At 52.0% G+C, this 25,488-nt stretch carries 13 protein-coding genes; 5 read left to right on the plus strand and 8 right to left on the minus strand.

The window, feature by feature from the left end; genetic code table 11:
• Positions 1–1,076: 1,076 nt before the first annotated feature.
• The 3 genes from ACWR1S_RS26470 to ACWR1S_RS26480 all read right to left on the minus strand — a co-directional run bounded on the left by ACWR1S_RS26470 (position 1,077) and on the right by ACWR1S_RS26480 (position 2,076).
• A complete protein-coding gene (locus tag ACWR1S_RS26470) occupies positions 1,077–1,415 on the minus strand; it encodes a hypothetical protein (protein WP_454565550.1) in 339 nt (112 codons plus the stop codon).
• 248 nt (positions 1,416–1,663) lie between these two features.
• Positions 1,664–1,876, minus strand: coding sequence for a hypothetical protein (locus ACWR1S_RS26475; protein WP_454565551.1), 213 nt, complete (start codon positions 1,874–1,876; stop codon positions 1,664–1,666).
• Complete coding sequence (locus ACWR1S_RS26480) at positions 1,783–2,076, minus strand: hypothetical protein (RefSeq protein WP_454565581.1); 294 nt, start codon at positions 2,074–2,076, stop codon at positions 1,783–1,785. Before ACWR1S_RS26480 ends, ACWR1S_RS26475 begins: the two co-directional genes overlap by 94 nt.
• Before the next feature lie 470 nt (positions 2,077–2,546).
• Here ACWR1S_RS26480 and ACWR1S_RS26485 point away from each other — a divergent pair, with 470 nt between their 5' ends.
• The 4 genes from ACWR1S_RS26485 to ACWR1S_RS26500 are packed head-to-tail and all read left to right on the plus strand — an operon-like array spanning position 2,547 to position 17,396.
• Positions 2,547–8,948 (plus strand): hypothetical protein, encoded by a 6,402-nt coding sequence (locus tag ACWR1S_RS26485; RefSeq protein WP_454565552.1) that lies wholly within the window; start codon positions 2,547–2,549, stop codon positions 8,946–8,948.
• Entirely contained in the window at positions 8,948–11,734 is a 2,787-nt protein-coding gene (locus ACWR1S_RS26490) for a DISARM anti-phage system protein DrmE domain-containing protein (RefSeq protein ID WP_454565553.1), read from the plus strand. The genes ACWR1S_RS26485 and ACWR1S_RS26490 overlap by 1 nt, the downstream gene beginning before the upstream one ends.
• A gap of 9 nt (positions 11,735–11,743) precedes the next feature.
• Complete coding sequence (locus ACWR1S_RS26495; RefSeq protein ID WP_454565554.1) at positions 11,744–15,304, plus strand: helicase-related protein; 3,561 nt, start codon at positions 11,744–11,746, stop codon at positions 15,302–15,304.
• 10 nt (positions 15,305–15,314) lie between these two features.
• The gene (locus tag ACWR1S_RS26500) at positions 15,315–17,396 is read left to right on the plus strand and encodes a hypothetical protein (protein WP_454565555.1); all 2,082 of its coding nucleotides are present in this window, start codon (positions 15,315–15,317) and stop codon (positions 17,394–17,396) included.
• A gap of 492 nt (positions 17,397–17,888) precedes the next feature.
• Here the strand turns inward: ACWR1S_RS26500 and ACWR1S_RS26505 are convergent, their stop codons facing one another.
• Positions 17,889–18,959 carry a DNA-binding protein gene (locus ACWR1S_RS26505; protein WP_454565556.1) on the minus strand — a complete coding sequence of 357 codons (1,071 nt, stop codon included), beginning with the start codon at positions 18,957–18,959 and terminating at the stop codon, positions 17,889–17,891.
• 197 nt (positions 18,960–19,156) lie between these two features.
• On the opposite strand from ACWR1S_RS26505, the gene ACWR1S_RS26510 reads away from it, so the two are divergent.
• Positions 19,157–20,140 carry a tyrosine-type recombinase/integrase gene (locus ACWR1S_RS26510; RefSeq protein WP_454565557.1) on the plus strand — a complete coding sequence of 328 codons (984 nt, stop codon included), beginning with the start codon at positions 19,157–19,159 and terminating at the stop codon, positions 20,138–20,140.
• Between the two features lie 300 nt (positions 20,141–20,440).
• Here ACWR1S_RS26510 and ACWR1S_RS26515 read toward each other — a convergent pair whose 3' ends face one another.
• From ACWR1S_RS26515 to ACWR1S_RS26530, 4 genes are all read right to left on the minus strand, one after another.
• Entirely contained in the window at positions 20,441–22,444 is a 2,004-nt protein-coding gene (locus tag ACWR1S_RS26515) for a DUF3732 domain-containing protein (RefSeq protein ID WP_454565558.1), read from the minus strand.
• Positions 22,441–22,902, minus strand: coding sequence for a three component ABC system middle component (locus ACWR1S_RS26520; RefSeq protein ID WP_454565559.1), 462 nt, complete (start codon positions 22,900–22,902; stop codon positions 22,441–22,443). The genes ACWR1S_RS26515 and ACWR1S_RS26520 overlap by 4 nt, the downstream gene beginning before the upstream one ends.
• Positions 22,902–24,122, minus strand: a complete 1,221-nt coding sequence (locus ACWR1S_RS26525; RefSeq protein ID WP_454565560.1) for a hypothetical protein — start codon at positions 24,120–24,122, stop codon at positions 22,902–22,904. The genes ACWR1S_RS26520 and ACWR1S_RS26525 overlap by 1 nt, the downstream gene beginning before the upstream one ends.
• Before the next feature lie 674 nt (positions 24,123–24,796).
• A complete protein-coding gene (locus ACWR1S_RS26530) occupies positions 24,797–25,450 on the minus strand; it encodes a hypothetical protein (protein ID WP_454565561.1) in 654 nt (217 codons plus the stop codon).
• Between the last annotated feature and the right edge of the window lie 38 nt (positions 25,451–25,488).

Genomic DNA, 25,488 nt, shown 5'->3' on the forward strand with positions numbered 1-25,488 from the left:
GGGAGGGGGGGGACGGGGGGGGGGCTGGGGGGGGGGGGGGGGGTGGGGGGGGGGGAGGTGGGGGGGGGGGGGGGGGGGGGGGGGTGGGGGGATGGGGTCACGAAAAGGTCTACAAGAATGTGATCAATTTTGATTACACCATGTTCCGTATAGTTTGATGCCAGCACTGATCGTGCTATTGGCTTTTCCACTGTTTGACGAGGCTCGCAGTACTGAACTCCGGCGAATCGTCAATAGTGACTTTACCAACGGCGTTTATGATAAACGGCTCGCAAGGAAGCTTAACGCGCACATAATGGATGCTACGCAAGACTTTTTCCATGTCCTGTAAATCGACTCGATTCTGCTTATTCATTTGAATGACCTCTAATGTTCGATTTTGAATTTTCCAGTTTAGATCACTAGCGTAGAACTCCAGCCTAAATAGTCAAGATTGAAAATCTGGGTTTTGTAACTTAACAAATGGTTTCAAACACCCAGGCACGGTGTGGGCGTTGATCGGAGTGTTCAAATCGAAGTTTGTATTTCTTAAGTACGCAAGCTGACAATTTGATGAAATTTTTTTAAAAACGAAAAAACGAAAAAACGAAAAAAAAAGCGAAATCAAGGGTTTAACTTGCCAGTCATTCGCTAATATTGTTTGCTGAGTTATGATAAATTGCGATCTAACCGATAGTAATCATTTCAATATTTTACTTGAGGTATAAGGTAATATAGTTGTATTGACAAGCTATCGCGGTTATTTATGAATATTTAATTATTTCATCCATGGTTTTTATTTCTTTTCTACATATATCCTTCGTCGGTTGTTACCGAAATCAGGGCGCTATTATCACGCCAGTTCGTCCTTGCTGCTTCGGGGCCAGTGTTCGTAAACCGCGCAGCCGACTTTGACCTGTGCTCGGCACGTTAGGCCGCCAGCCTCGCGACTACGGCCCAGGGCCTGCTGGCTCTGTTTTCCATCTGATATAAGCCTCCCCTCCTCCACTCATAATGTAGCCCGCTTAGCTGCCTAGCGTACGCTGACGGCAGTCATTATGATTTTGGAAGATCGAGCTCGCTGCTGGTTTCGGGCGTCACTTTGAAATCGACTCAACAGATACCAACTCCAAGTATTTGTATTTTTGCTTCTTCGCTTCGGCCTTTGCCTCCTGCTCAGCTACCAGCTTGCTGAGGCTGCTGGAATCGTGAACGAAGACTTCGACTTCACCGTCATACACCTTCGATACATGTAACGTCACACGAAGCTTGGACGTATGGTAACCAGTAGTTTTCTTCGGGCGTGTGGTTGGGCTTGGAGTTGGTGGGGGCGATGTTGTATCTAATACTGGTGCTGTTGCGTTAGATGTCACCGGATCCACACTGGCTCCGAAGAGTGCCTTTCGCATTTCCTCTTCACTTAATTCAATAGCCATAAATCTACCTTGGAAAGCACTGAAAGCTGTCACGGGTAGAGTGCCCGTCGTACTCGGATTGGTTATGTATGCAGGTGGTAGGTTCGACAGCATGGTTGATACCTGCGGATGCCGATGATAGCACCGGGATTACCGGCCCTGGTTTCCTCGACCACGAAGCTCTATCTCCATCGCCAGCTAGTACGTCGAACCGGCTGGCTTGGAACTGACCGCGCGTAAAAGCATCCTTCGCGCGGTCAGTTAACTCTTCAGATCGCTAAGGCGTGCTGCTCCTCATCGGTACTCGGTAGGGCTGCCTGGCCGCCGAAGTCTTCCTCCTCTTCATCCAAGGATGTGCTACCAGCGGTTGACCATTCCCGTAGCTCTACTACGGCTGGAATCTTCTCCAGGGCATTGGTTGGTTCGATCCCGAGCTCCACCAAGCGCTGCAGAAGTTCTTCGAAGATTTCCTCTTTATGCATGCTCCAGACGAGGCAAAGCAACGCCAAAACGTCCAGCCTGCACGTTCGAGGATACGTTGGCGATTCATGTCTGACTCCCAGCGATCGGAGCCATGGAAGGCGTCTCCATCACACTCGATTCCCAGAAGATTGTCGTTGGCCCCCTCCACGAACATGTCGAGCCTGAATGCCCACTCTTCATATGCGGGTTGACGCGGTATCTGAGCTCAACCGATCTGCTGAATACCTGCTGCTCTAATCCAGACTCGCACAGCTTGATGAGGCCATCGTGGTCGACCTCCTGCTCAGTTGGCGGTTTGATGAAGTACTCGAGGAGGTTCGACGAACATTTTTTCGGGAATGGTAATCAACAGTGACCGGGCGCATTAGGTACATCCCGTCACGCGGACGGCCAACACCGGGAATTTTAATGTTCTGCGTACTGCCATACTGCATTGATCGACGCCAATGGTGCAGCGTTCTTAGCAAAAATGTTGTTCATCCGAATGAGTTGGATCCAACTAGCCTACGCAATCCTGTTGTAGTAGCGTTAAGCCATCCTTGCCCCCCCAAAATCTAAACTCGCTGGGAGGCAGATTTTCCCAAATGTCCGTTCTTCGCGTGTGTCTACAGCTATGCTTGACTCGAAACCAGACCGCGGCGCAATCACTAATAATGATAAGGAAGTCAAATGAGCAATTTGATCTATGGCGTTGAAATTAATGATTTTCTTCTCGATCAGTTTCTAACTGACGGCCCTGGACTACCCGATCAAACGATGATTGATCCCGAGACAGGACTGCGGGATCCGCTAGTGTTGGAACGCATGCTTGGAATAACACGTGCGATGCGGCGAGCTGATGCCGCAAAACATAAGGCTGGAATGCGAATGGTGGACTACCTGAAGCACGCCCCTGGCCGAATGCTTATGTTGATCAGTGACCTTTATTCAACGCAGCAACGCATCACTAAGAAATCGAAAGCTGTCGACGGCTTTAAAAGCTGGGAAATGGTGGTGCTCAGACAAATTGACATCACATGGTTTGATCCTGCAAGCGCAGCGGCTCAACGATTCAAAGAGTTTTCAGAAGAGGATCGCGATGCTCTGGAGGCCATGGCTGAGCCGAGATTGTCTTGGATGCAAGGACTCAAAAAAAGCAGCATTGAAATCAAAGATTTCATGAAGAGCCGCTGGTATTACGAGCAACTGGCCGGCGTGGTCGGGCTTGTTTTGGATAAGCTCGCTCAGTGGGACACGCTGGACAGCGATGAAAGACAGGCCGTCGCAGATGGTGTTTACGCTTGCGCTACACCGTTTGGTTCGAATCTCCTAGGCTTGTTCATCACCCTCCAGCCTGAGCTAATGAGCTTTTACACGGAAATTCTAAAAGATGCCAAGGCATCCAAAGAAAAAGCTCCTGCTGAAGAGTTGGCGACAGAGCCCCTTTCCCCTCTGAGTCTCGATGGCCTCTATAGCGAGCTTTTGCAATTAGCCGAAAAGGCTAAGTCAGATTCGAGCAATCTCCAGTACGCCGAGCAGATTGAGTTACTGATAACCACCAACCTCCCTCGGCTCAAACAAGAGTACTCATTAGGGGAGGATGCGATACGTAAAATCTTGAACGAGTGCATCGAGTTACTGGAATGCATCGGGAGCAGCCTGGCGATCCCAGAATTTAGTGACGAAGAGTTCTTGATTGCCTTTCGATCCGCCTGGCTTGAGTACTTTAACAACCTTCTGCTGGACGAGGTTCCTGAAGCGCTATTGAAGGACTTGACAGTCGAACGTCAGATGAAATCAGAGGACATCAATGTTCGTCTTCGGACAGCCGAAGCGTATCGGAAAACGGTCGAGGCTGATTTGGCCGACCTTAACAGTAGGCTCGATACTGCTAGTTTCCGCGAAAAAAGTGAGTTGCGTAACGGTATCAGTCAGGCGGAAGAGTCTCGGGCGAGAGGCAGAAAGGAGCATCAGGAGGCGGAACAAGATGGCTGCAATTTGCTGTTGCCTCCTGGGTTACTGATCGATTCGCTCCCCGAGGGACACGATGTCGAATTGACTATTGAGTCTTACCATTCAACGGCCAAGGCTGCGCTAAGGGCGTGGACGAACCCATCACATGAAACTGAGTCGCTGATTGATAACGATCCGATCACGTGTTCTGAAGATGATGAGGCAACCGCCTCAGTCCCCCAGGCAATCGTGAGCCCAGAGGCGAGCGAGCCTGAGGCTGAGGCCTCATTGGATCATGAATATGAAGAGTCGCCGGTTAGCATCGCTCACGACCCCATAGAGATGGAGCTTGAGCAACCCGAAGCTCCTCGAAACGATGTAGGCAGCTGTGTTTTTAACGCCGAAGAACCATCGACCGAGGCGGTTGCGGATTTGCCGATCGAAGAGGGAGTAAACGTATCCCAGTTTTTAGGAACCCCTTCGGAGGCCCGCGACAGGCTCGATCATTGTAAGCAGTCGATGAGTGCGATCCCGGCGATTGCAGTGGAGAACATCGCGCTGCTTTGGATTAAACAGGGTCACCTTCCGTTGGCGAGTAAGACATTGGAAGTCGCCAATCGAATGGGGCTTGTGGGTGAGTTGTTATCCCTCCCCTTGGTTCAAGCTGCCTATCAAGGAACGCATGTGTGGCGAGGAGATACCGCAACCGTTACCCGCGTGCAGCTCAGCATGAATCAGCTTTCGTCGGAAGTGATTGAATCCTGGATATATCGACGCCCAGGCGGGCGCGTGGTGCCTTATCTTGTGTTCAGTGCTGCATTCCAACCGACACTGTTCTGCGGAAATATGACGAATGCACCGCGGCTTCTGGCCTCGGTGGCGACAAACTTTGATGGCCCAATTGTTCGTCTCATTGAAGAAGTGGTCGACTTTACCAGTCATAACCTGCGCCTTGATCTGGACACTCTCCGAGATCAGCCGACGAGTAATGACAAGGAGGCGCGCGGGAAATTGGCGGCTCGGATCGTTGAGTGGCACGATCGTATTCAGAATAAACAGACCGGCTGGGCTCCTGCGCGTAAGGCCATGAAGGAATGTCTAGAGCACGAAGAATTTGCTCTTGCCTATCGCAATATCACCAAGGATGACTCATCGGCGCTGAATCAGGTGCGGGCATTCGCTGACAAATACCGCGACCAAGAAGAACAAAGTCGCCTGATGCATGCCGAAATTCTGAAGGTGATGAACGAGAGCACGGCTGCGCCTCAGATTGAGGGCAACGCTAGGAATTGGTTCTTGCGCACGCTTGATGAAGTGGTAGCCATTGCCGACCTTTGGGTCGAGGGACATGCACTCCAAGGGCAACGTAACAGTGAGCTCAGCAAATTCGCGCCGCGCTTTTTGACGATGGTCACCACAGCGTTGAATCACATAGCGGAACGCATCAATCGCACCGACGACCTGGAGCATTTAGCGGGTCTGCAGATTGTTCAAAACGTGTTGCGCCAAATCTCTCAGACTGCTGAAAGACTAGATGACGCTAACTGGGAAGGTGGTCGCATTACCGGCTGGTTGGCTTGGCCGGCAGAATGGTTGGCGGCATTGAATGCCGATGAAGCCGATCATCAGATGGAGTTACTGTGCTCTTTGCTTGAACACGATATGGATGATTTGGCCCTGGCGGAGCAAGCACTTGAGCGAAAGAATTTTCGTCATGCGCTTCTGCTTACCCTTCATCATCAAGACAGCACCGAGGATAGCGCAGCCGACAAGATCGACGTGATCAAGCGCATGTTTTCCGAAGAGGTCTATTTTTGCAATACCCGCAGCGTCCATATGCGCGGGTTGTTGGACAATGCCAACGTTGCCTCCCTGATTGACGACGAACGTCATTATCAGCTGCGCGGTGAGCTTGAACACCTTCAGGATCAACTTAAGAACCTGAAGATGCTGGACGACCTCTGTGAGATTCATCGCAGTTTGGATGAGCTTGAATCAAGCATTACGGCAAAGTTCACAACCAAGAAAGAAGAGCTGCAGGCGTCGTTGGATGCGCTGATCAGCCAAGCCTTGATCGATCATGGTGTTGACTGGGTTCCCTCCTATTGGCTGCAGCAGATTGATTCGGCGCTTGCCCAGCACGACACCACCGTCGCGGAGGAAATGTTGGAGCATCTGAAACACTCGCTGGAAACCGGAACCTCATTGGCTGACTCCGCAGAATCAAGTACAGAGCTGCTTAAGCAATTCTTGAAACTTGAACCGCAGCTGTATGCGATTTTGAATGCAAATCCCAATCCACGAGAAGTTGTTCGACATCTCGCCGGAGAAGATATCGAGGGGCTCTCACTGGATACCCTGCCAGGGTACTTCAAACACGCGATTGAGGATTTGGTCGGCCTTCGCCGGCGTGTCAAAGCGTTAGATAAGGCGACCTATGAAGAGCTTGTGCATGTCTTGCACGCGTTAGGGTTGGAGGCGGTAACGCCGACGTTCAACAGTACGATGCCGCAGCGCACGGCCTTCTCAACACATAATAAATTTTCCCATTTTGCGATGTCGGTAAAACGCCGAGAAACCGGGCGCGGTATCGTTTTCTTCAATCAAAAATCCGAAGAGCAAGCCGTCAATGTTCTGATGGCGACAGGTGAATGGACAGTCGCTGAGCTACGCGTTTTGCTGAGCGAGCAAACACAATTCCTGCATGACCGCACTGTCCTGATTTCGGGGAAAGAGCTGTCGAACGACGAACGCAATGAGTTGGCATACTTTTCCAAACGAGAGAAGCACACGCTGCTCCATGTAGACCCTGTTCTGCTCGCCATGCTTGCTGGACTCAATGTTCCGGAGACCGCGCGACTCAAGACCTTCCTGCAGCTCAGTTTGCCGTGGACATTCTCCAACCCTTACACAGGCAATCAGATGCAGCCGGCGCCACCGGAAATGCGGTACGGCCGACAAAACGACATCAAGATGCTCACCACCATGCGAAATGGTGCAGCGATGATTTTTGGTGGGCGACAGTTGGGTAAGACAACTTTGCTCAATGAAACTCAACGGCGATTTCACAACCCGGATCAACGCCATCATGCATATCTGCACCAGATGGATGGCAATCTGGATCGTGCCAATCTGTCTGGAGATGAACTCGAGAAGCATCGCAAGTATGTCTGGAAAACCATTTACAACGACGCAGTATCAAGCGGCCTGATAAAAGAGGCTTATGGTCTCGACACCGCAGCGATGGTGGCTGCACTGCAGGAGTATTTCCGTCGGGAGAACTGTGACGCCTTCATGGTGTGTCTCGACGAGATTGATCCGATCCTGGGACTTGATGCGGCTAACGGCTTCCGCATTTTCCGAGAACTGAGCGGTCTGGTTAACAACAGCAACGGTCGATTCAAGGTGGTGATCGCCGGCCTTGAAAACGTTCGTCGATTTGCAGATGCCCCGAACTATCCGCTTCACCAGCTTGGCAGCGCAATCCAGGTCTCTATCATGAGTCCGATGGAGGCTCTGCAGCTGATACGTGAACCGCTTGGGTATCTTGGCTATGAGTTCGAAACTCCCTTGCTGATGAACCGAATTCTGGTCGAAACGAATCGGCATCCGGGATTGATTCATATCGTGTGTCACGAATTGATCCAGACCTTGAGTGCTCGTCACCAAAGTCGGATCGGCAGTCTCACGATTACCGCTGATGACATTGAGCAGATTCGCAAGGATCCTGCTATTCGCCAATTGATCTGTGATCGTTTTGATATCACGCTCAACCTTGATCTGCGTTACAAACTGATTGCCTATAGCTTGATTGCTCAAAGTACGAGCAGCTTTTCCCCAAGCCGCGCCAAAGCCATTGTTGAAGAATGGGCTCCCGAAATTTTCGAGCCGATGACTGAAGCACAATTCGAGGCTTTCCTCGACGAGTTGTGCGGGCTCGGTGTCCTGCAATACATGCGACGCACCGAAGGCGGTAAGGAATATGCTTTGCGCAATGCCAACATCTTGAATTTGGTGGGAGGCTTGCAGAAGATTGAGGACAAGTTGCTCGGCGCGCTTGAGGCCATTAGCGACAACGATCCACTCTCTGCTCACGCCTTTCCAGAAAAGGCTATTCGTCCTTCACCGTTGACCCTGCGCGATGAAAAACTGCTGATCAGTGAAGAAAAGAGTGACATGTCTAATGTGGGCACGATTGAAGCGCGCTCCTCAAATTACTCGGTTGGCATAATCACTGGTTCGGAAGCTCTGGGTCTGGATCCTCTTTGGATGGTGGAGTCGCTGCCGGCGATTGGGGAAGAAGAGCCCTCCATCAATAACAACCCTTATGGTCGTTATTATCCCGCCCACAAAAAGGATACCGAGCTGGGGACGGCCGGTGATTTCAAGAAGCTGCTCAATGAAAGCGTGATGGGCGTGCAGGCACTCACCAAGCACATCATGCTGTTTGTCGAGTTGACCGGTGACCAACCAATCAGTAAGGCCCTTGATTTGCTGGACGTTGCCCATGAGGCACGCCTCATCACAAACGTGAAACGTAATCGAGTTCGAGTGATTTTTCTCATGACGCCCAAAGCGCTTTGGCAATGGGAGACACATCCGGTGCTAACTGCCGGTCGTGAGGCGATGCAGCCATTCGTTGCCCTGGATGTCTGGAAAAAAACCGCTCTGGCCCATCTTCTAAACAAACTTGAATTGGAGAATACCTCGACATCTGTCGACACCCTGGAGGCCTTCAGCCAAGGCTGGTACTTCTCCCTGGATAGACTGCTGGACGCCAAGAAAAAGAAACCCGAGCAAGTACGCATCAGTTCCTTTGGTCAAGCCTATTCGCCGTTGTTGCAGGCCAAGCCCAAAAGTATGGATGAGTTTCTTGTTAAGGCCGGTGTCTCGGCGGTGGATTGGGCACGCCCAGTACTAACAGCTCTTTGCGAAGAGGTGACGTTTGACGAAGACGATTTTGAACTTCAGCTCATGGAACACCATTCGCAGGTTAAACCTCAGGAAGCCCTTCGTTGGCTATCCCGGCTACGTCTGATAGTGCCTGACAAGGTGATCGGCAAGAAAAGTTTTTATCGTGTGTCTGCCAGTATCAAGGCCGCACTTCTGGCTAAGTCAGCCCAAGAAGCCAAAGTCTGATGATGGCCGAGAAAATCACGAGTCACCTTGAATGGATGACGGCGCTGCAGGATGCTTGGGGGGCTGTGCCTGCCGGTGATCTGCTCCAGCCCTCCTCCGGAGTCTGGACTTCCCTTGATTTGAATGCACTTGACGTTGGCGAAGCCACGAGCTTTGCCACGGCAGGGCGTGCGCTAAAATACGGGCAATCTTTGGCAATCGCGTTACCTGTCACTGGAGGTGAAAGCATCACCCGGCTGATGGTGTACTTGCATCGTATCCGACTGGACGCATTACAAGGTGGGATTCGCTCGCCGTGGCTCAACGCAGAAAATATGGAGCGACATCCGGATATTGTCTTCATCTCTCGACCGCGCATGGGCTTTCAGGAAATTTCCCGCGTAGCTGCCTTACACGCGCGCGTACTTCGACCCGCAAATTTGAAGGAACCCAGGAACAAGCATACTTCCCAGACGTTGGTGGTGGATGGCTCTGCTGACTTGATGGAGCTGACTGACCTCATCGATAAAGGTAGCCGCCCTTTTGTCCTGGTTGTGGATGGCAGTCGAGGCGGTAACGATAATGCTTGGGCCGTGGATAGCGCACTCGAAGAGTGCTTCCCTGGAACGCCCCGAATAGTTTTACTGTCGTTAGGCGATAGCGAGTCAATCTCTAAAGTTCGCTTTAACCGGACTCGCACTCATTTGTGGGTCATGCGTTTGATGGATAAAGCTGCACTCAATTCCCACATGACTACTGAGTTGACTTTTCAGCAAGCGCTAATCGGTGACGAAACGGCGAATACTGCTCTTGAAAGCCTTGCCTACAGTTTTTTTCAGCTGCGCAGGGAACTCCATCGGTCAAAGGATCCGGTATTAAAGGAACGTTTAGCTGTTATCGGGAAAGTATTTCGTGCCTTGAACGAATTGTCCGTTCCTCTTGCGCGATTGGAAAACAGTTTGCAGGCGGCGACACGCCCGGGGCTGTTTCCCGTCCGATGCTTGGAGCGTTGGCTCCAGGTCGCGGAAAAAGGTAGTTGCCAGTACGGTAAGACAGAGACGGACTCACGTTACTTGATCAAACAGGTGTCTGAATTCCACAGCCTTATGATGTCCGCGGTATCCGGTAAAGCCGCCTGGCTGCACCAATACCTGCAGACCTCTCGCGCAACGCAGGTAAAAACACTGGTCTTGTGTGGGAGCCCACACGAGGTCGGCGCGCTGGCGAACTGGCTCGACGACACGCTCGATGCGCAGTGGCATGAAACGATACAACTTACCGCTATGGATGGCGTGAAGGCCTTCCGGCAGTACCGCGATACGATTGAAGACGTCGTCATAACCGGCATGCTGTGGCCCAGCCGACAACATTGGCTCGCAACCCCGTGTAAAAGGCTGACGATCCCGGTATACGGCTATGAGGTCGATCAGATGCAGCGTCTGCTTCATCGCTGGTGGCAGGAGCATGGAGCCGCGAGTCGCTCAGACGGCGACAAGCTTACGCACTGGCAGTTGGGCTGGATCGACTCATGCTGTGAAGATAGCGATACGATAGGTGAACCGCTGATACTCAACACCGTTGATTGTCCGAATTACGGAGAATATCCACCCCGTAAACATCACGCTGTGGTTACGTTGGCGGTGGACGTAGACAACTGGCTTGAGTTGTTGCTTGAAGAACCAGTAGAGCCCATTCCCGAGATTCAGAACGGCGAAATTCTGAATCCCGATCTTGTTTGGATCACTACCTTGCAATCAGACACTCCATTGCCTTGGGGAAAGTCTCTACCGGTGTTGGTGCTCAAGGATGATGACATCCTCCCTACTCTTCCTGAGCACTTGGAAGAAGGTGACCAGATCATCCTTCTCAAGTACACCGACGAACGCGTGGCGACACAGGAAAGGCTGTTCGAAATGGTGGCAGTGTCTGAAGGCATACAGCAGTTTATCCGTGCTGCTGGGCGGTGGACGTCGATGGTCGATACGGTGTCTGCCCGATACAAGCCTGCTCAAGTGCAGTTACATCTTAAGAAAGAAAACGTCAGCGTCTGTGATGCCACGGTTTCGAATTGGTACAGACACAACGTCTATGGCCCACGTGATCGTGCAGCGGTTCTGGTATTTGCCCGTTTGGCGGGCTTGAAGCAGCCAGAAACAACCGCAGTTTTTGTCGCGAATGCCATCGAGCAATTACGCAGCGTCCATCAACAAGTGGGCAGACAGTTGCGCAAGGCGCTTCTGGAGCGAAGCAAAGGTGCCACCACCGTCACAATTGGACAGCTGACCATGGACGGGCACGCATTTGACGACATGATCGAAATCTCAACTGTGAAATCTGTTCGGTTGCCTGCAACGCAAATCGTTGCGGTTAAAGATGAGGGCTTGGCAGATGTCGTGGATAGCATAACCACGCAGCATCCAGAACGCCTTCATTTGACGATACCCGCTCTCAAATCCATGCGCGACTCGGTCTACCGCGACACCGACAAATTCCGGGCTTGTTTGTCGCTGATGGCCACTAAACTCTATGACCACTACAGGAACAGGGATGCCCGTTTGCATGATGTCCTCGAACACTTCAAACAGGAGAACATTGAGTTTCAGCCCAGGATGTCCAGCGTGACGATGGGTCAATTTTCAAATGATCGAAAGTACAAAGGAAGACCCGCGGATCTCAACAGGCATTTTTGCTTAGGTAATGCTCGTGACCCCGCTCGTACCTTGCGCATTCATTTCGACTGGGATGAGGAAGATAAGCTGCTCGTGATTCATCACGCTGGTAAGCATCTGGAAACCACACAATCATAAGGACGATCCATGGCACTCAACTACCGTGAGGAAATGGGGCTAACAGCTGCATTCCTTAAAGAGATGCGCCTGCGACTGAGCGACAAGGACATTGATGTTCTTCCTCCAGATGGCAAGCTATATGACGGTGTAGAACCTAATCGATTGAGCCTTGTAGGTTGCCTGGGCCCCTCTCCTGATACTGCTTATACGGGCCCGCAACCGCCTAACTCCGTGGGCATCGTCCTGCTTGTGTCCCCTGGCGAAAACGGTGACATTAAATGTGAGCTCGATGGGCAGTTCGACGTAGTACACCGGTATATCCCTGATCTGAAAAGCATGGCTCGCGATCTTGTTTTGGATTCCTCCGCACCACGTCGAAGCCAGATTATCTCCATGGCGTTCATGCGTTACACCGTGTGCTTCTCCTCAATCGATCTCAATTTTGATCCCAGCAGACCCAACGAATGGGTGTCCGCAAAGGCAGTTTTGGCTGCCACACTGCAGAGCGATGAGCAGCGCTGGCTGGATGACCCGCGGGTCATGAGACGCTGCCGATTGAATCCAAATGGGGGGGCGAAATTCAATTTCGAATGGAGCGAAGCTGCGTTAAGCGATCAGCAAGGCCTAAACCGGGCGGTTTATGACCAGATAATTTGCGACCCCGGTGAAGTGCTGAACTATCAAATCAACCTTCGTGGGCGCCTGCGTCCGGCTCCGACAGCATTCGTTGAGCAATCTGAGGGACGCTTTCTGCTGGAGTTGTTTCTGGAGAATCAGACCACTACGGCAGACGCCCGGGCCTTCGGTGTTGAATTTCCCTACCTGCTCGACGTTCGTCTCGGGACGAGGTTGGTGGCGGGAACAAGCTACAAAGTGCCTCACCGATTGCAACCCGAAGACTACCGATATCGAGACGATGATGGGTTGCCTGGCTATGGTATTAACTGCGCCGTCAACCAGATCGATGAAACCCGATTCATGACCGATGGGATGCCAACTTCGGCACAAGCGCGCGTTGACGCGCCTTCGCCAGATGAAGTCGGAATGGCATTCGCTCCAAGTTATGACCTTCTCGCACGTGACCCTCTGCAGGTTTGTGAGAGCTTTCTTAGCGCGCAAGAGCACTACCTTGGCTTCTGGGCTGAACGCATTCATGGTCTGGAGGCTTGCGGGCTCATGGATGATCGCGATGTCGCTCTCGCTGACCGCGAAGCTTTCAAAGACGAAATAAACCGTATTCGGGACGGCGTCGAATTGTTACGCATGCATGACGATCTGCGTCAGTGCTTTCAATGGATGAACGAGGCGATGGCCGGGGCCATCAGGATGCAGGGCAAGAAATTCACTGGTTGGCACCTGTTCCAACTGGGCTTCATCCTTACCCAGATACGTTCGATCTATGAGCGCCATGCTCCGCTATCTGATTTGCGGGGAAGCATGGAGACAGCGGACGTCCTGTGGTTCGCTACTGGCGGCGGAAAGACTGAGGCATATCTAGGCATCATCAGCATGGCCATGCTGTTCGCACGGATGAAGGGGCGTGACCATGGCACCACTGCCTGGATGCGATTTCCGTTGCGAATGTTGTCGGTTCAGCAGTTTCAACGACTGTCCTATGTGCTTGCGCACACGAACAAGATCCGTCATCGCGAACGTTTGGGCGGCTGGCCTTTTACCATTGGTTACTACACTGGCGATGGCACGCCGAATCGCATCAGCAGCACCTATGGGGATGACATTCACACAGGCTTTTTGCCTGCGATCAGTGAAGAGCGTCTTAAAGCTTATCAATTCATCAGCGACTGCCCCTATTGCGGAACCGTCGGCTCTATCGGCATTGAAAAAGACCTCGGGCGAGCACGTATCAAGCATGTATGTAGCAATCAAGATTGCTGGTCAAACGTTGACGCTGACTCTGGTGTCCATGGCGAAGGGATACGTGGCGAGATTGGTATTTATGTCTCTGATGAAGAGTGCTACCGCTATCTACCTTCTGTGCTCGTTGGGACAGTCGATAAGCTTGCAGTTATTGGACACAACAAACGTTTCGTGAATTTCTTTGGGGGTGCTCGTTTCTATTGTCCGGATCATGGGTTCTCACAGACGTCCAAATGCGAACATCGTCGGATCGTGAAGAAGAACGAAGCCTGGGAAACCGTGCAATGTGGCAATAACACGCGAACAAGTGCGCAGAAAGTAGTTCCGGTGCCACCGATGAAAGACCCTGGATTTGCTCTGCTCGTCCAAGATGAACTCCATTTATTAAGGGAATCGCTGGGTAATTTCAACGCACATTATGAAACCCTTCTGAGTAATCTTCAGATCAGCCACAAGGGACGTGCACCCAAGGTTCTGGCGGCTACAGCCACGATCAAAGATTTCGAAGACCATATCCATCACCTGTACTTGCAGCGCGCAGTACGCTTTCCGGCACCTGGCGTGAGTCAAGGCGAATCGTTTTATTCCCGTAAAGCCAAGGATGAGGAAACTGAAATCGCACTGATTCGGCGCTGGTTTGCCGGCATCCTTCCTATTGGTCGGGGGCGAATTGCGATGCAAGCAGTTGCAGAAATTAGCTCGCGCTTTCTAGACCAGGTTGATCAATGGCGAACGAGCCTTGCAGCAACAGACGCCCTACTACTGAACAGGCTGGGACTTGCGACGACGCAAGCCAGCGATGCGTTGCACTACATCGAAAGAAATCTGAACACCGACCTGGTGTATGCAAACAGCAAACGCAATATCACCGAGATTTTGCGTTACATGGAGGAGGTCAACAATAAAACGGGTACGGAGCGCAGCGCTAGACTGTTGGACGGAGAAACTCGTCTGGACATAATTCTCGATGCGATTCGGCACGTGGAAACCAAGTCCGCCGACGACACCTGCCGTCACATCATTGCCACCAGTGTGGTTTCACACGGGGTCGACATCGCGGAATTGAATTTCATGATCATGGCCGGTTGGCCGAAATCGACTGCGGAATACATTCAGGCATCGGCGCGCAGTGGGCGTGTTCACCCAGGCATTGTGTTCTGTGTGCTGTCTTCTCACCAACTGTTTGAATCAGGCGTCTTCATGAACTTCGGGGATTACCACACATTCCTCGATCGACTTGTCGATTCGGTGCCGATCAATAGATTTGCTCCCAATATCATCGAACGCACCCTGCCCGGCATCCTGTCATCTGTTCTTCTCAACTGGGCCCCTCAACAACCGTGGGGAGGCGAGTTGAATAATAAGGTGACGCGGCTGGTGGCGCTGTTGCGCTCCGCCGACGGAAAAGTGGCGGCCAGCGCCATCAAGGTGGTAGTCATCAATTCTCTGCGAATTCCTGCAGCGTTACAGGCCAAATTCGATCAGCGTGTCATTGCAGGTTTCAATGCGTCGCTTGAAGAGCGCGTAGATAACGCTTTCTTCGAACTGGAAAATTGGCCAGGAAGCAAAAATGATCAAACGCTGAGTGAGGCTCTCGGTGACATTTTTGGCTATGCCCCCTTCCGGTCTTTTCGCGATATTGAAAATCAGATCTTGATCAAACCGGTCAACGGCCCGGCTGACAAAGTCCTCATGGCGCTGGCCAGGTAAGGAGTGGGAAATGGATAAGGAATACGTGAGTCGAAGCCGACTTTTCAGAGAGTCATTTCTACCGGGCGCTTACACACGTCTGCGTAATCAAGCCTATGGTCGCGTAGTGGGTGTCGTAAGTAGCGGTTCTGCGCTGGATGGTGTCGATAAAGACCAGCTGCGCGAGGCAGTGCTCAATTTTGTAAATGACTGGATCAACTCGGGTGGAACAGTTGATCCTACCTTTCTGACAGCCGCAGAGAAGAAGCGACTCGAAATTCAGTCCCCTTCGGAAATATCGGTGACCCCTGCCCCGCTTATGCTCAGTTGCAAAAAGTGCAAGGTGATCGATTTTTACGACCCCCGGTGGCCGGAAGATCAAACCCTTTCAAAAATGGAAGCTCGCATTCGTCACCGGGCTGGAAGGAGCTATATCCACTGCAAGCGCCCAGAATGTCCTGGAGAAATGATCCAGATTCCTTATTTGGCGGTTCATCGATGTGGTTATGCCAGCCCGATTTACGTCCATCATTCTGCTCGTCGCTCCAAAAACATCGGATACAGGGATGCAGGCTCGTTTATCCATTCATCCTTCTTCGATGTAGACACTAATGAGAAGCTCGCCGGCTCATTGCAGGACAACTGCACCGCCTGCCAGGATCGTTTCCAGGACGAAATCAACAAGCGAGGGACGCCGCTTACCAGCGGGGAATCTTTTTACGCACAAAGCACACAGTACATCGCTTTGAGTGAGGAGCGCGGCAAGCTCATCGCCAGGTTATTGCAGTGTTTACAAGGAGACCAGAGTGCTGCGGGTGGGCCAGCGCAAGAAATCGCCCAAGGTCTCGCATTGGCCTTATTGCACAAGATGCCAGGGCGTGAACTCGAGCAGAAACTTACACTTCTGCTGTCAGCGAGCATTGGAAATCCCGAGGGGCAGGCGGCTTTGCGAGCGACCCTTGCCAAGAAACTTGAGAGTATTTCCAAGTTTGCCGAGCTTGCCAAAACCAATGAATCCATTGCAGATCTGCTGAACTCTGCGGAAAAAGAGGTGGCCGCAATTGAAGCCCAACTTGCGAGTTCATCAGGGTGCTTCAAAGCAGCGCACGATCTGATATCTGACGAAGCCACATTAATAAACCTGATCCAGCATCGCCGCTCTTTGGAGGCTGTGTTCTTGCCACACGACGTTAATGGAATCTCAATCGAGAACGAGATTTTAGGGACTAATGATGCCGCGCACCGGGACGCGTTGATTGGACAATGGGAGAACGTAAAAAGCCGATACGGAATAGAGTCGATCTCTCACATTCCGGATTTGCGCGTTGTTTTGGCAACGCTGGGTTACTCGCGTGAGAAGAGCAGTCCATCGATTACCGAAAATGTACCTCCAGTGGTGCTCAATGCCTTCGTCGATCGAGTAGACGAAGCCATGAAGGGAAAAACCTCGGTGTATGCGATGTCCGCCAAGACGGAGGCTCTCTGGATTCGATTGGATCCTTGCAAGGTTTTGCAATGGTGTGTTGAGTCCGCTCATCTCGACGCACCCAGTGAAGATGTCCTTGCTGATCGATCAAAAAGTCATGGTTATCTCTTGAGTCACTACCCCGCCCTCTCCATGCACCCAGGTATGGTCGCCAAAGCAATTTCGACGGAGCATCCAGCTGAGGGTGCGCCCTTCCACTTGCTGCATTCAATCAGCCACTCGCTGATGCTCACAGCCCGTCGACACACAGGGTATGACTCCAAGAGTATCCAGGAATACCTATTACCGATGGATTTATCGGTGATCCTGTATGTGTCGTCAATCCAGAACTACACGGCAGGTGGTTTATTGACCCTGTTTCAGCATTACCTCCAGCCTTGGTTCGACGACGCCAGCATGTTCGCTTTCAACTGTGCCTTTGATCCCGTATGTACGGATGTCGGTAGTTCTTGCAGCGGCTGCGTGCAGGTAGAAATCGGTTGCGAGACCTTCAACCAGGGCTTATCTCGTGGGTACATTCACGGCGGCCCCGTAAATAGGGATGCGAAGCAGGTCATAAAAAGGGGCTACTGGGATGCCCAGCGAGGGCGTTCCCAACGGGGGGCGGGGTCAGACAAGCCGATGTAGACAATCAATTGATCTAGCTCGCAGCTATTCATGGCGTTATCGATCATGAATGCGCTGTGCTTTGTTCACACAACCTTGGCCCAAGGAAGGTAAGTGGATTCAAGCTTGTGAGTGGTATCACATGATTAAGGCGTCGGCTAACGTGGCCATAACCATTATATTCGAGCTTATGTGAGTGGGCATTGAGAGGTGCTAGCGGGCCCGCTGTCGCTCTGCGTGCGTAACCCACAGAAGGTAAAGGTCAATGTCCAAAACGCCCCAAACTGATTAAGAGCTTATGTTCTCTCAGCCTCTTACGGCGTTTCTACCTACCGATGGAGCGTACGGCCGTTGATATCTTGTGCCGGCGGCATCCAGCTTCATAATTGGAGTCAGGGAGCCGAATGGTTCAACCCTTTCAATGAGCATTTGGGATAGACGCTGATGAGCGAATCTCCAACCTGACATGCCTTCATCATGGCTACGCGGATTTCCTTTGATCTGATGCATGCTTCATCTCCTAGGTCGTTTCGAAGGCTTGGCGTGCCCGGCAAATTGCTGATCCCCTACCCCTGAGGAGGCATTGCTACCCTCCTCCAGGCCTGGTTCATCAATCTCAGCCTGCCGCGGTTGCTCATTCTCTTTTTGAAGCGACGCTACCATCGCCACGGTTTCTTGCTCACGCAGCTCGGCTACAGCGGCGGCCTTGTGGAGTGCCTTTACCTCTTCACGTAGAGCTGAGATCTGCTCCATGAGGTGTTCAGCCACCCCTGCGGACTTGGCCTCCCCCTGGCGTAGTGCCTCAATTTGGGTGTTAAGAGACTGAACCAAGGTTTCCTGAGTGTGCAGGGCTTTGGTTTGCTGCCTGGCTTCACCGAGCAGGCGTTCATTGTCGCGATTCAGTCGGGTCAAATCGTTCTGTTTTACGGCAATGGTCTCCCGCAGCTTGCGCTGCTCAACTTGCATCTCATGCAGTTGAGATTCGTGCTTGCGTTGATCCTGATCCCGCTGCTCCTTCGCGGCCTCGCGATAGTGCTCGAGTGCTCCACGCGCCTGAACGTGCTTTTCCTCCAGCGATTGGATCTGCTTGTCCTTTTCAGCAACCAGCGACTCAAGGTCGGTGCAGCGCTGACTAAGGCCCGCGTTACGGGTCAGCTCAGCCTGAAGTGAGGACTGAGTGGTCGCAAGTTGAGCGTTCTGCGTCTCTATCGCGGCCTGTTGGGTGGCCGAATTACGTTGGGCGGTAGCCAACTCCGAATTGAGCTCGATGATCTGGTTTTCGAGCGCGGCCCGCTGCAGGTCAAAAGCTGCGGTCGCCTGGGAGATTACTTCCTGGCCCTCCTCCATAAGCTGACCCAGCAGCGTTTGCACCATGCCGTTAAGCGTGTCGCCCAGGCGTTCTCGGGATGCCACGGGCTCTAAATTGGAGGGCTCAAGCTCTTTCAGGTACCGAGAAATCGTTGTCTTGGAGCCCGTATTTCCGAGCTCTACGCGCACTGCGTCGATGCTGGGGTTGGCCCCCCTGGCCAGTAGCGCCTGACGTGCTCTTTGCACAACAGTTTTATTGATTCCGCCTCGGGCCACGGGGATCTCCTACGATTTCGTACTGTGTTACATGTCATGTATTTACATAACACCTTTTAGAGATTTTACGACGTTTGATCTTGATTTACTAGGAGACCATAATAGTGCTTTATGGCTTCTTGACTCTTCATCGCGCCCACAAAGCTTCGATACGGCGCGGGATGGCAGAAACGCTCCGATTTTGAAGGCAAAGCACGATGGAAAAGGCAGATCGGTACCTCAGGGCCGGTACCCGGGAGAACACGCGAAAGAGCTACCGGGCGGCGATCGAGCACTTCGAAGTGACTTGGGGCGGGTACCTACCCACGACCGGAGCGGGCGTCGTTCGCTACTTGGCGGAGTACGCCGACAAGCTCTCCATCAACACTCTGAAGCAGCGCTTGGCGGCCCTTGCGCAATGGCACATTACCCAGGGCTTCCCTGATCCAACCAAAACGCCTGATGTTCGCCAGATGATCAAGGGCATCAGAGTCGTACATCCTGCTCAGGTTAAACAGGCCGCCCCACTACTGCTGAAGCACCTGGAGCAAGCGGTCACATGGCTTGAAGGGGAAGCTGCAGCTGCGACTGAACGGGGGGATTACAAATCGCTAGTGCGTCATCGTCGGTCGGTGGCGATTATCTTGATCGGGTTCTGGCGGGGTTTTCGAGGCGACGAGTTGGCCAGGCTTACGGCGGAGGACACCCAGGCCATAAGCGGTGAAGGTATTACCTTTTTTCTGCCTTACACCAAGGGTGATCGCCAGTATGAAGGAACCACGTTCCAGACGCCGGCCCTAACCATGCTTTGCCCTGTGGAGGCCTACATCAACTGGGTAACCGTTGCCGGCATTGCGAAGGGCCCTGTGTTCCAGCGTATTGATCGCTGGGGCAATCTGTCAGGCAAAGCCATGCAACCGCATAGCCTGATTCCCGTGCTACGCCGCATTTTCAAAGAGGCCGGATTGCCAGCGGAGCTATATAGCAGTCACTCAATGCGGCGAGGCTTTGCAACCTGGGCGTCCGCCAACGGGTGGGACATCAAAGGGCTGATGAGCTATGTGGGCTGGAAGGATATGAAATCCGCATTGCGCTATGTGGATGCTAGCGTGTCGTTCGGCGGAATTACTTTGCGCGCGGCCCAGCAAGCGCCCTCCATTGAGAGTAAGAGGATTTCCGGTGATCACCCACGCACTGATTGATGCCTATCCGGCAGGCTTAAAAGTTTTCTTTTAGAAAATCGTGAAAGCAGTCATTCAGTATGATGGAGCACTCGGAAAACTCATCCGCAACCTCGCTAATCTGTTGGACAGTCCATGGCTGTCCTGCCCCTATAGCCTTGCTATGCCGTCAGCTTGGTCTGTCCCGGGCCTGCCATATAGGAAGTTATTTCGATCGATGAATAGATCAGCAAAGCGGGATGCACCGTCTATCCGATATTGCCCAGCTACAATTCGCACGATACCCGCCAAGGGAGCGACCTCCCCTGGCAACTTCTCAGGTTACTCCGCGATCAGCCCTCGTGTTCTCCAACGTGCGCGAACGAAGTCTTCAAAGACATAGCTACCCAGCAACGGCAATCTATCGGCGTGGTCGCAAACAATAATCTGCGGCATGACGCCGGTTTCCTTGTGAGTCACATCACAGAATTTAGCCAGATTAGTGAACATCTTTGAAACGGCGTCTACGTCCTCGTCGACTGTCTTGGCGGTCTTTCTATCTCCACGCAGATCACCCGCCTCGAATGCCTCAGCATCATCTGTTGAGGGGAAATAAACCTGCGTGGGCTGATCAAGAAACAGGATCGGTGGCACCTTACATTTGGGATACGCTGCGAACTGATAATGCAACGCCATGAACAGTGTCAAATGTGAGTACAACCAGTTGGCTCCGCTGCCCATCGAGCGTAGAAATACCTTCTTGAAGTGGCCACCAGTGAGGGGCCGTTCATGCCATAGATCGAAGGTTTCCACGTCAAACTTCAAGGAGCCCGTTTTATAGGTATCTTCGAAATCGAAGTCCTGCCCGAAGGTTTTCATTTTTTTGTTGATATCGTTTTGAAGCGCCCACAGCTTTGACTCAACGTCGTACTGGGACATGAGCCCATCAAACCTATCAACTTCTTTTTGCCAGAATTCCGCCATACCCGTAGCCTCGGATGGGGGATTCGCAATGCGCTTTTCAATGGCAAGCTCGAGCTTGATTTTAGCCTTCTGAGCGGCGCCATCGACGGACTTTGACTTCTCCAACCGATCCGCTTCATCGTCAAGGGGCTTCAACGCCTTCTCTATGAGCGCGAGATCTTTGCGAAGCTTTTTGAGCTCATCTTCAATCGCCCGAGACTCTTCACCGAACCCTTCCCTGGCATAGGTCGAGACCTTTAGTTCACCATTAAGCCAGTGGATCGCAGCCGACAATTTTTTGGCTTCGTCCTCAGCCACATCTGATTGCGATGCGCAAACGGGACACGCCGCGTGCTCAAGGTTGGTCTTTGTAGGGATGGGTAACGCGGTAACTGATTCCGCGAAACCCGAAGCCTGCTGAGTGGATACCTTCAGCAGATAGCGAGTGTTGAGCGCCTTCTGAATGCTGGCCATCAGTACGGCTTTTTGCTCGCGCAGTTCAGTCCGCCTGGTTTCAAAAGCATTGGACTGGCCATCAACTCTCACAGATAGACCTGTGAGCCGCTCCAGCGCTGGCTTGGGTTTTGCCAATATTTCTTCAGGGGTGAGTTCTGTTAGTGGTACGCCCGCGAACGCTTCGTACTCTTTCAACAAAGTACCGAAGTCAGAAATGTAGTCTTCCTTAATCTTGTCTTGCTTTGGTATCTGAGCCTTAGCGCGCTTGAGCTCATACAGGGCCTCAGTACGGAGCTTAGCAAGATCGAAATAATCCTCTCCAACGATATCCATGAATATCTTGAAGTGATCAATTGCCTGATCACGCTTGCGCTTCTCCTCGAATCGGTAGAACACTGCGTGCCGGTTGGCCACTAGGTTTTGATGCTGCAGCATGAACGACGGGAAGCTGCGTACCGAAGGTGTAGCGCTCCATTTGCCGGTCATTTCTTGCTGCAGAGCATCCGTGTCGATGTTCTCCAGCGTGACACCGAAGTAGCGCCCTAGGCTTTTAAGGAAGTCAGCCTTCGGTTGGTAGAAATTGGAAGTGAAGAACGTGTCCACGTCTTCAATAAGCTGGAGCACGTTTTCAACTGCCTGCCCGGAAATCTCGCGTAAAAAACACCGGTTGCTGGCCACCGCTCTCCCTACGACAACCGCCATGGTCGGGAAGCGCAGTACAGTAAAGAATGTCTTCGCACGATCCGTGATAATGCCCTCCGGGATCGTGTCTTCGGAGCTCCCCAGGCAATAGTCGAAAATGTCGAGAATCGCACTTTTTCCCTTGGAGGATTTGCCGGTCACAATATTGAGACCAGGCTCAAAGGGGACGTGGTGGACGTCATGATCACTATCCACGACACCGATATATTGTACGTAACACTTCATAGCGATTTGAGCCCCAACATCCTGTAAATGGAAACAACGTTTTCGCCAGACAACACCATGGCCAGTTTCTCGCTGTATCTCAGCAATGACTTATCCGAGTTGACCGACTGCGGCTTCTGGAGTGATCGAACAGAAAGCTCGGGGGTAATTTCCAGACTTTTTTCAGCGGCTAGGATAAGCAAGGAAGCGTTGGTGATTGGCTTGAACTCCTCAACACGAAGGGCCAGCCCGATGAGCCTTTCTGAATTGGAGGCCATCGTCCGCAGCGAACTGTCGCGTCGAGCCCTGTGCAGGAAGGGATGCATCGGTTTGTAAGTGACGAGGGGAAGGATGAGGTAGCTAAGCAGTACGTCCTTTTCGACCGGATCCCAATGCTGGTAGAAGCTCTGGATAACAGGTGCCAGCGCAAAAGGTGTTCGATGCAACGTATAGAGGTGATCAGAGACTTGAGTTGTCATCACCAAAGCCTCCAGTGCAATTCGTCATCCTTATCCTCGGGTTTCTCTCCTGCGAGCATGTGATATATGCCATTACGAAACTCGGGCATCGTATGTTCCAAGCCGCAGAACGACTCAGGAGGTAAGCCATTGCGTTCAAGGAAGAACATCATGGATCGGGTGCTGAGTTGGGTTGGACAGGTAATCCCTGTACAGCCCAGCATCGCCGCCTCACGCCCGTATTGGTGCTGAGTAAGGTGACTGCTGAGGTAAAGATCCACCATAGGCTTGAATAGCACACCGTCCGTGTACAGATCGGAGATCGTTGTCTGGGCAACCACACGATGAAGTGCTGCCCGCTTCAGGTACTGGTCTCCGCCAATTTCTGAAATCTTATGAGCAAACGCCATAGGTCGAATCTCTTCGACATCAATGCTCTTTTTGAGCGTCGCGATATCCAAGAGGGGAAAAGTTTTCGGATGTTTCATGTACCGGTGTGTGAGTTCTGACAATTTGTCAGTAAAAGCTTGGTGTGTGATCTTCCACCCACTGATCACTAGCTCCGGGCTATAAATGAAGCCCAACAGTTCGTAGATGAACTGTTGATATTTTGACGGTCGAATGGGCTTAAGGTGGCGAGTCGCGTAAGTCTGAAGGCGTTGCTCCAATGACTCGGCGCCAGTCGTGATGCGCATCCGCTCCAGCACTTCCATCAATGCTTCACGGCGCTCATGGGCCATCACGTATTGTTGAATCGATTGAGACTTCGAGACCTTGGAAACAACCTCCCCTGCTTCAGATTCCTTCTTTGCCTTCCTGTCGGCACTAGCTTGAGAGGATGCGACGATGCTCTCCAGGATAGATAGCCGCTCAACGGAAGTAGCCGTGCTCCATCCCTTGAGCAGGGTTTGCGCTCCGAATTCCTGCGTCGTCAGCAACACGAGGCTCTTGAAGGAGGCGCGATCAAAGTTTTCGTGCAGCCAGTTTTTTATGGTGTTCCAGAAATTGGCATGGCCATCCGTGAGGCTATCTGTGTAAAGCTTGACCTCTGTCTGGTTTTTTCCTGGAACAGTGACATCTCCAAAGACTTCAAGCCACAGGCACTCGTCAAGTGCCAAGTCATAGCAATACTCCACGGCAACGAGCAGTTGGTACTGAAGCGCCTTGAACAAAAGCGTCGCATCGAACGGCAAGGGTGCGTCAACGGGTGACACCGCATTCGGGTTTTGAGTCGTATCCATATACATTCCAATGTTGGGTATGCTTCCCTGACCAGCGACTCGCTTAACAGACCGAGCACACGTATCGGCTCTTGATACGCGTCAGCAAATCAACGCAGGACATGTCCTCACGTCGGTATTGGGTAGATCACCGTTATTCCAATACTGTATATAAATACAGCACCCAATCAGTATTTGGACATATGCTACCAGTAGTTCAGCGCATAGTCGCGAAAAGCCATCACTACTACTTCGCGATCTTAGGCCCACGGCTTCTGCAGCAGTCATTCAAGGCCGCGATGTAAAATCGAAATCTTGTGACCGGTCAAACCCACTGCCCTCCCCAGAGATCCGCTCTACGACGACGGCTTAGTATTCGGATGCTTCCCTAGTCCATGGATTGTTCAGATTGGTACTCAGACAAAACAAGCCTGACGAATGGATGGCCAGATATCCGACAATCCGAGGGCAAACCAAATTCGCAAATAAATCCGCATACTTTCAGTCTGTATCGGGCTGAAACCTTTGCGCAATAGGGGCTCCATGGTTCTTGAAAATCCGCAATCCGATGCCGGCTTTTCCTTCCGTCTGAGCCCCAATCTGCTGATAGCGCCCTATAGAACGATCTGGGTTAAGTGGGTTCTCAAAAGGAAATGGCCATCCTCACTTATCGATGAAGAAGCAAGCTGTTCCTCTTAGGGCCTCTCAATCCGAGCTAGCAAGTATCCTCCTACGCACAGCTGCTCAATCAACCACGAAGCGTCCTCCACGCTGAACGTGAATACCCTGTCTTCGATGCCAAAAATCGGTACGAATAGCTCGTCGTTCACCCCGAGGAAAAGTTGAAAATAGCTTTGCGAATCTGGATAGCGAAACGATCCAGATGCTCCAAAGAACATTCCGTCCAAGTCGTACCCGTGGTTGCACAACCAATCCTGCTGTGTGGACTGAGTACGAGACATAATCAGTTGGTGAAATAGCTTTCCAAAATCTAATTTCTGCGGATTAGGGATACCAGTGAGGATTGCGCTCCGTTGATAGAGCGTTTTGACTAGGGTCGACAGCCCATCAGCTAGCTCCCCGCATTGCTGAGCAGTGAAGTCATATTCAGAGCCGTCTAGAACGAGCCTTACGTGGCTATTTGCGAGTTCAACAGATGCCTCGAACCACCTAGCTTCCTCACCCTCACCCTCACCCTCCCCCCCATCTTCATGAGATAGAAATGCGCGCTCGGCCCTGAATCTAATAATTTCTGCAGAATCATGCTCTTTCAACATTGCCCACTCAGCCCTTTTCGTGAAATACAAACTTAAACGGATTTTTTCGAGCAAAACTTTAGCGCTGCGCAAAATTACTTTTCAGGCAGATCTCTTTTTAAACCCACCAC

The organism is Pseudomonas sp. AIG, assembly GCF_977020205.1.

Bases quoted from the DNA above. Each gene is read 5' to 3' on its own strand.
- ACWR1S_RS26470 (WP_454565550.1), bottom strand. From the start codon at position 1,415: ATGGCTATTGAATTAAGTGAAGAGGAAATGCGAAAGGCACTCTTCGGA.
- ACWR1S_RS26475 (WP_454565551.1), bottom strand. From the start codon at position 1,876: ATGCATAAAGAGGAAATCTTCGAAGAACTTCTGCAGCGCTTGGTGGAG.
- ACWR1S_RS26485 (WP_454565552.1), top strand. From the start codon at position 2,547: ATGAGCAATTTGATCTATGGCGTTGAAATTAATGATTTTCTTCTCGAT.
- ACWR1S_RS26490 (WP_454565553.1), top strand. From the start codon at position 8,948: ATGATGGCCGAGAAAATCACGAGTCACCTTGAATGGATGACGGCGCTG.
- ACWR1S_RS26495 (WP_454565554.1), top strand. From the start codon at position 11,744: ATGGCACTCAACTACCGTGAGGAAATGGGGCTAACAGCTGCATTCCTT.
- ACWR1S_RS26500 (WP_454565555.1), top strand. From the start codon at position 15,315: ATGGATAAGGAATACGTGAGTCGAAGCCGACTTTTCAGAGAGTCATTT.
- ACWR1S_RS26510 (WP_454565557.1), top strand. From the start codon at position 19,157: ATGGAAAAGGCAGATCGGTACCTCAGGGCCGGTACCCGGGAGAACACG.
- ACWR1S_RS26515 (WP_454565558.1), bottom strand. From the start codon at position 22,444: ATGAAGTGTTACGTACAATATATCGGTGTCGTGGATAGTGATCATGAC.
- ACWR1S_RS26520 (WP_454565559.1), bottom strand. From the start codon at position 22,902: ATGACAACTCAAGTCTCTGATCACCTCTATACGTTGCATCGAACACCT.
- ACWR1S_RS26525 (WP_454565560.1), bottom strand. From the start codon at position 24,122: ATGGATACGACTCAAAACCCGAATGCGGTGTCACCCGTTGACGCACCC.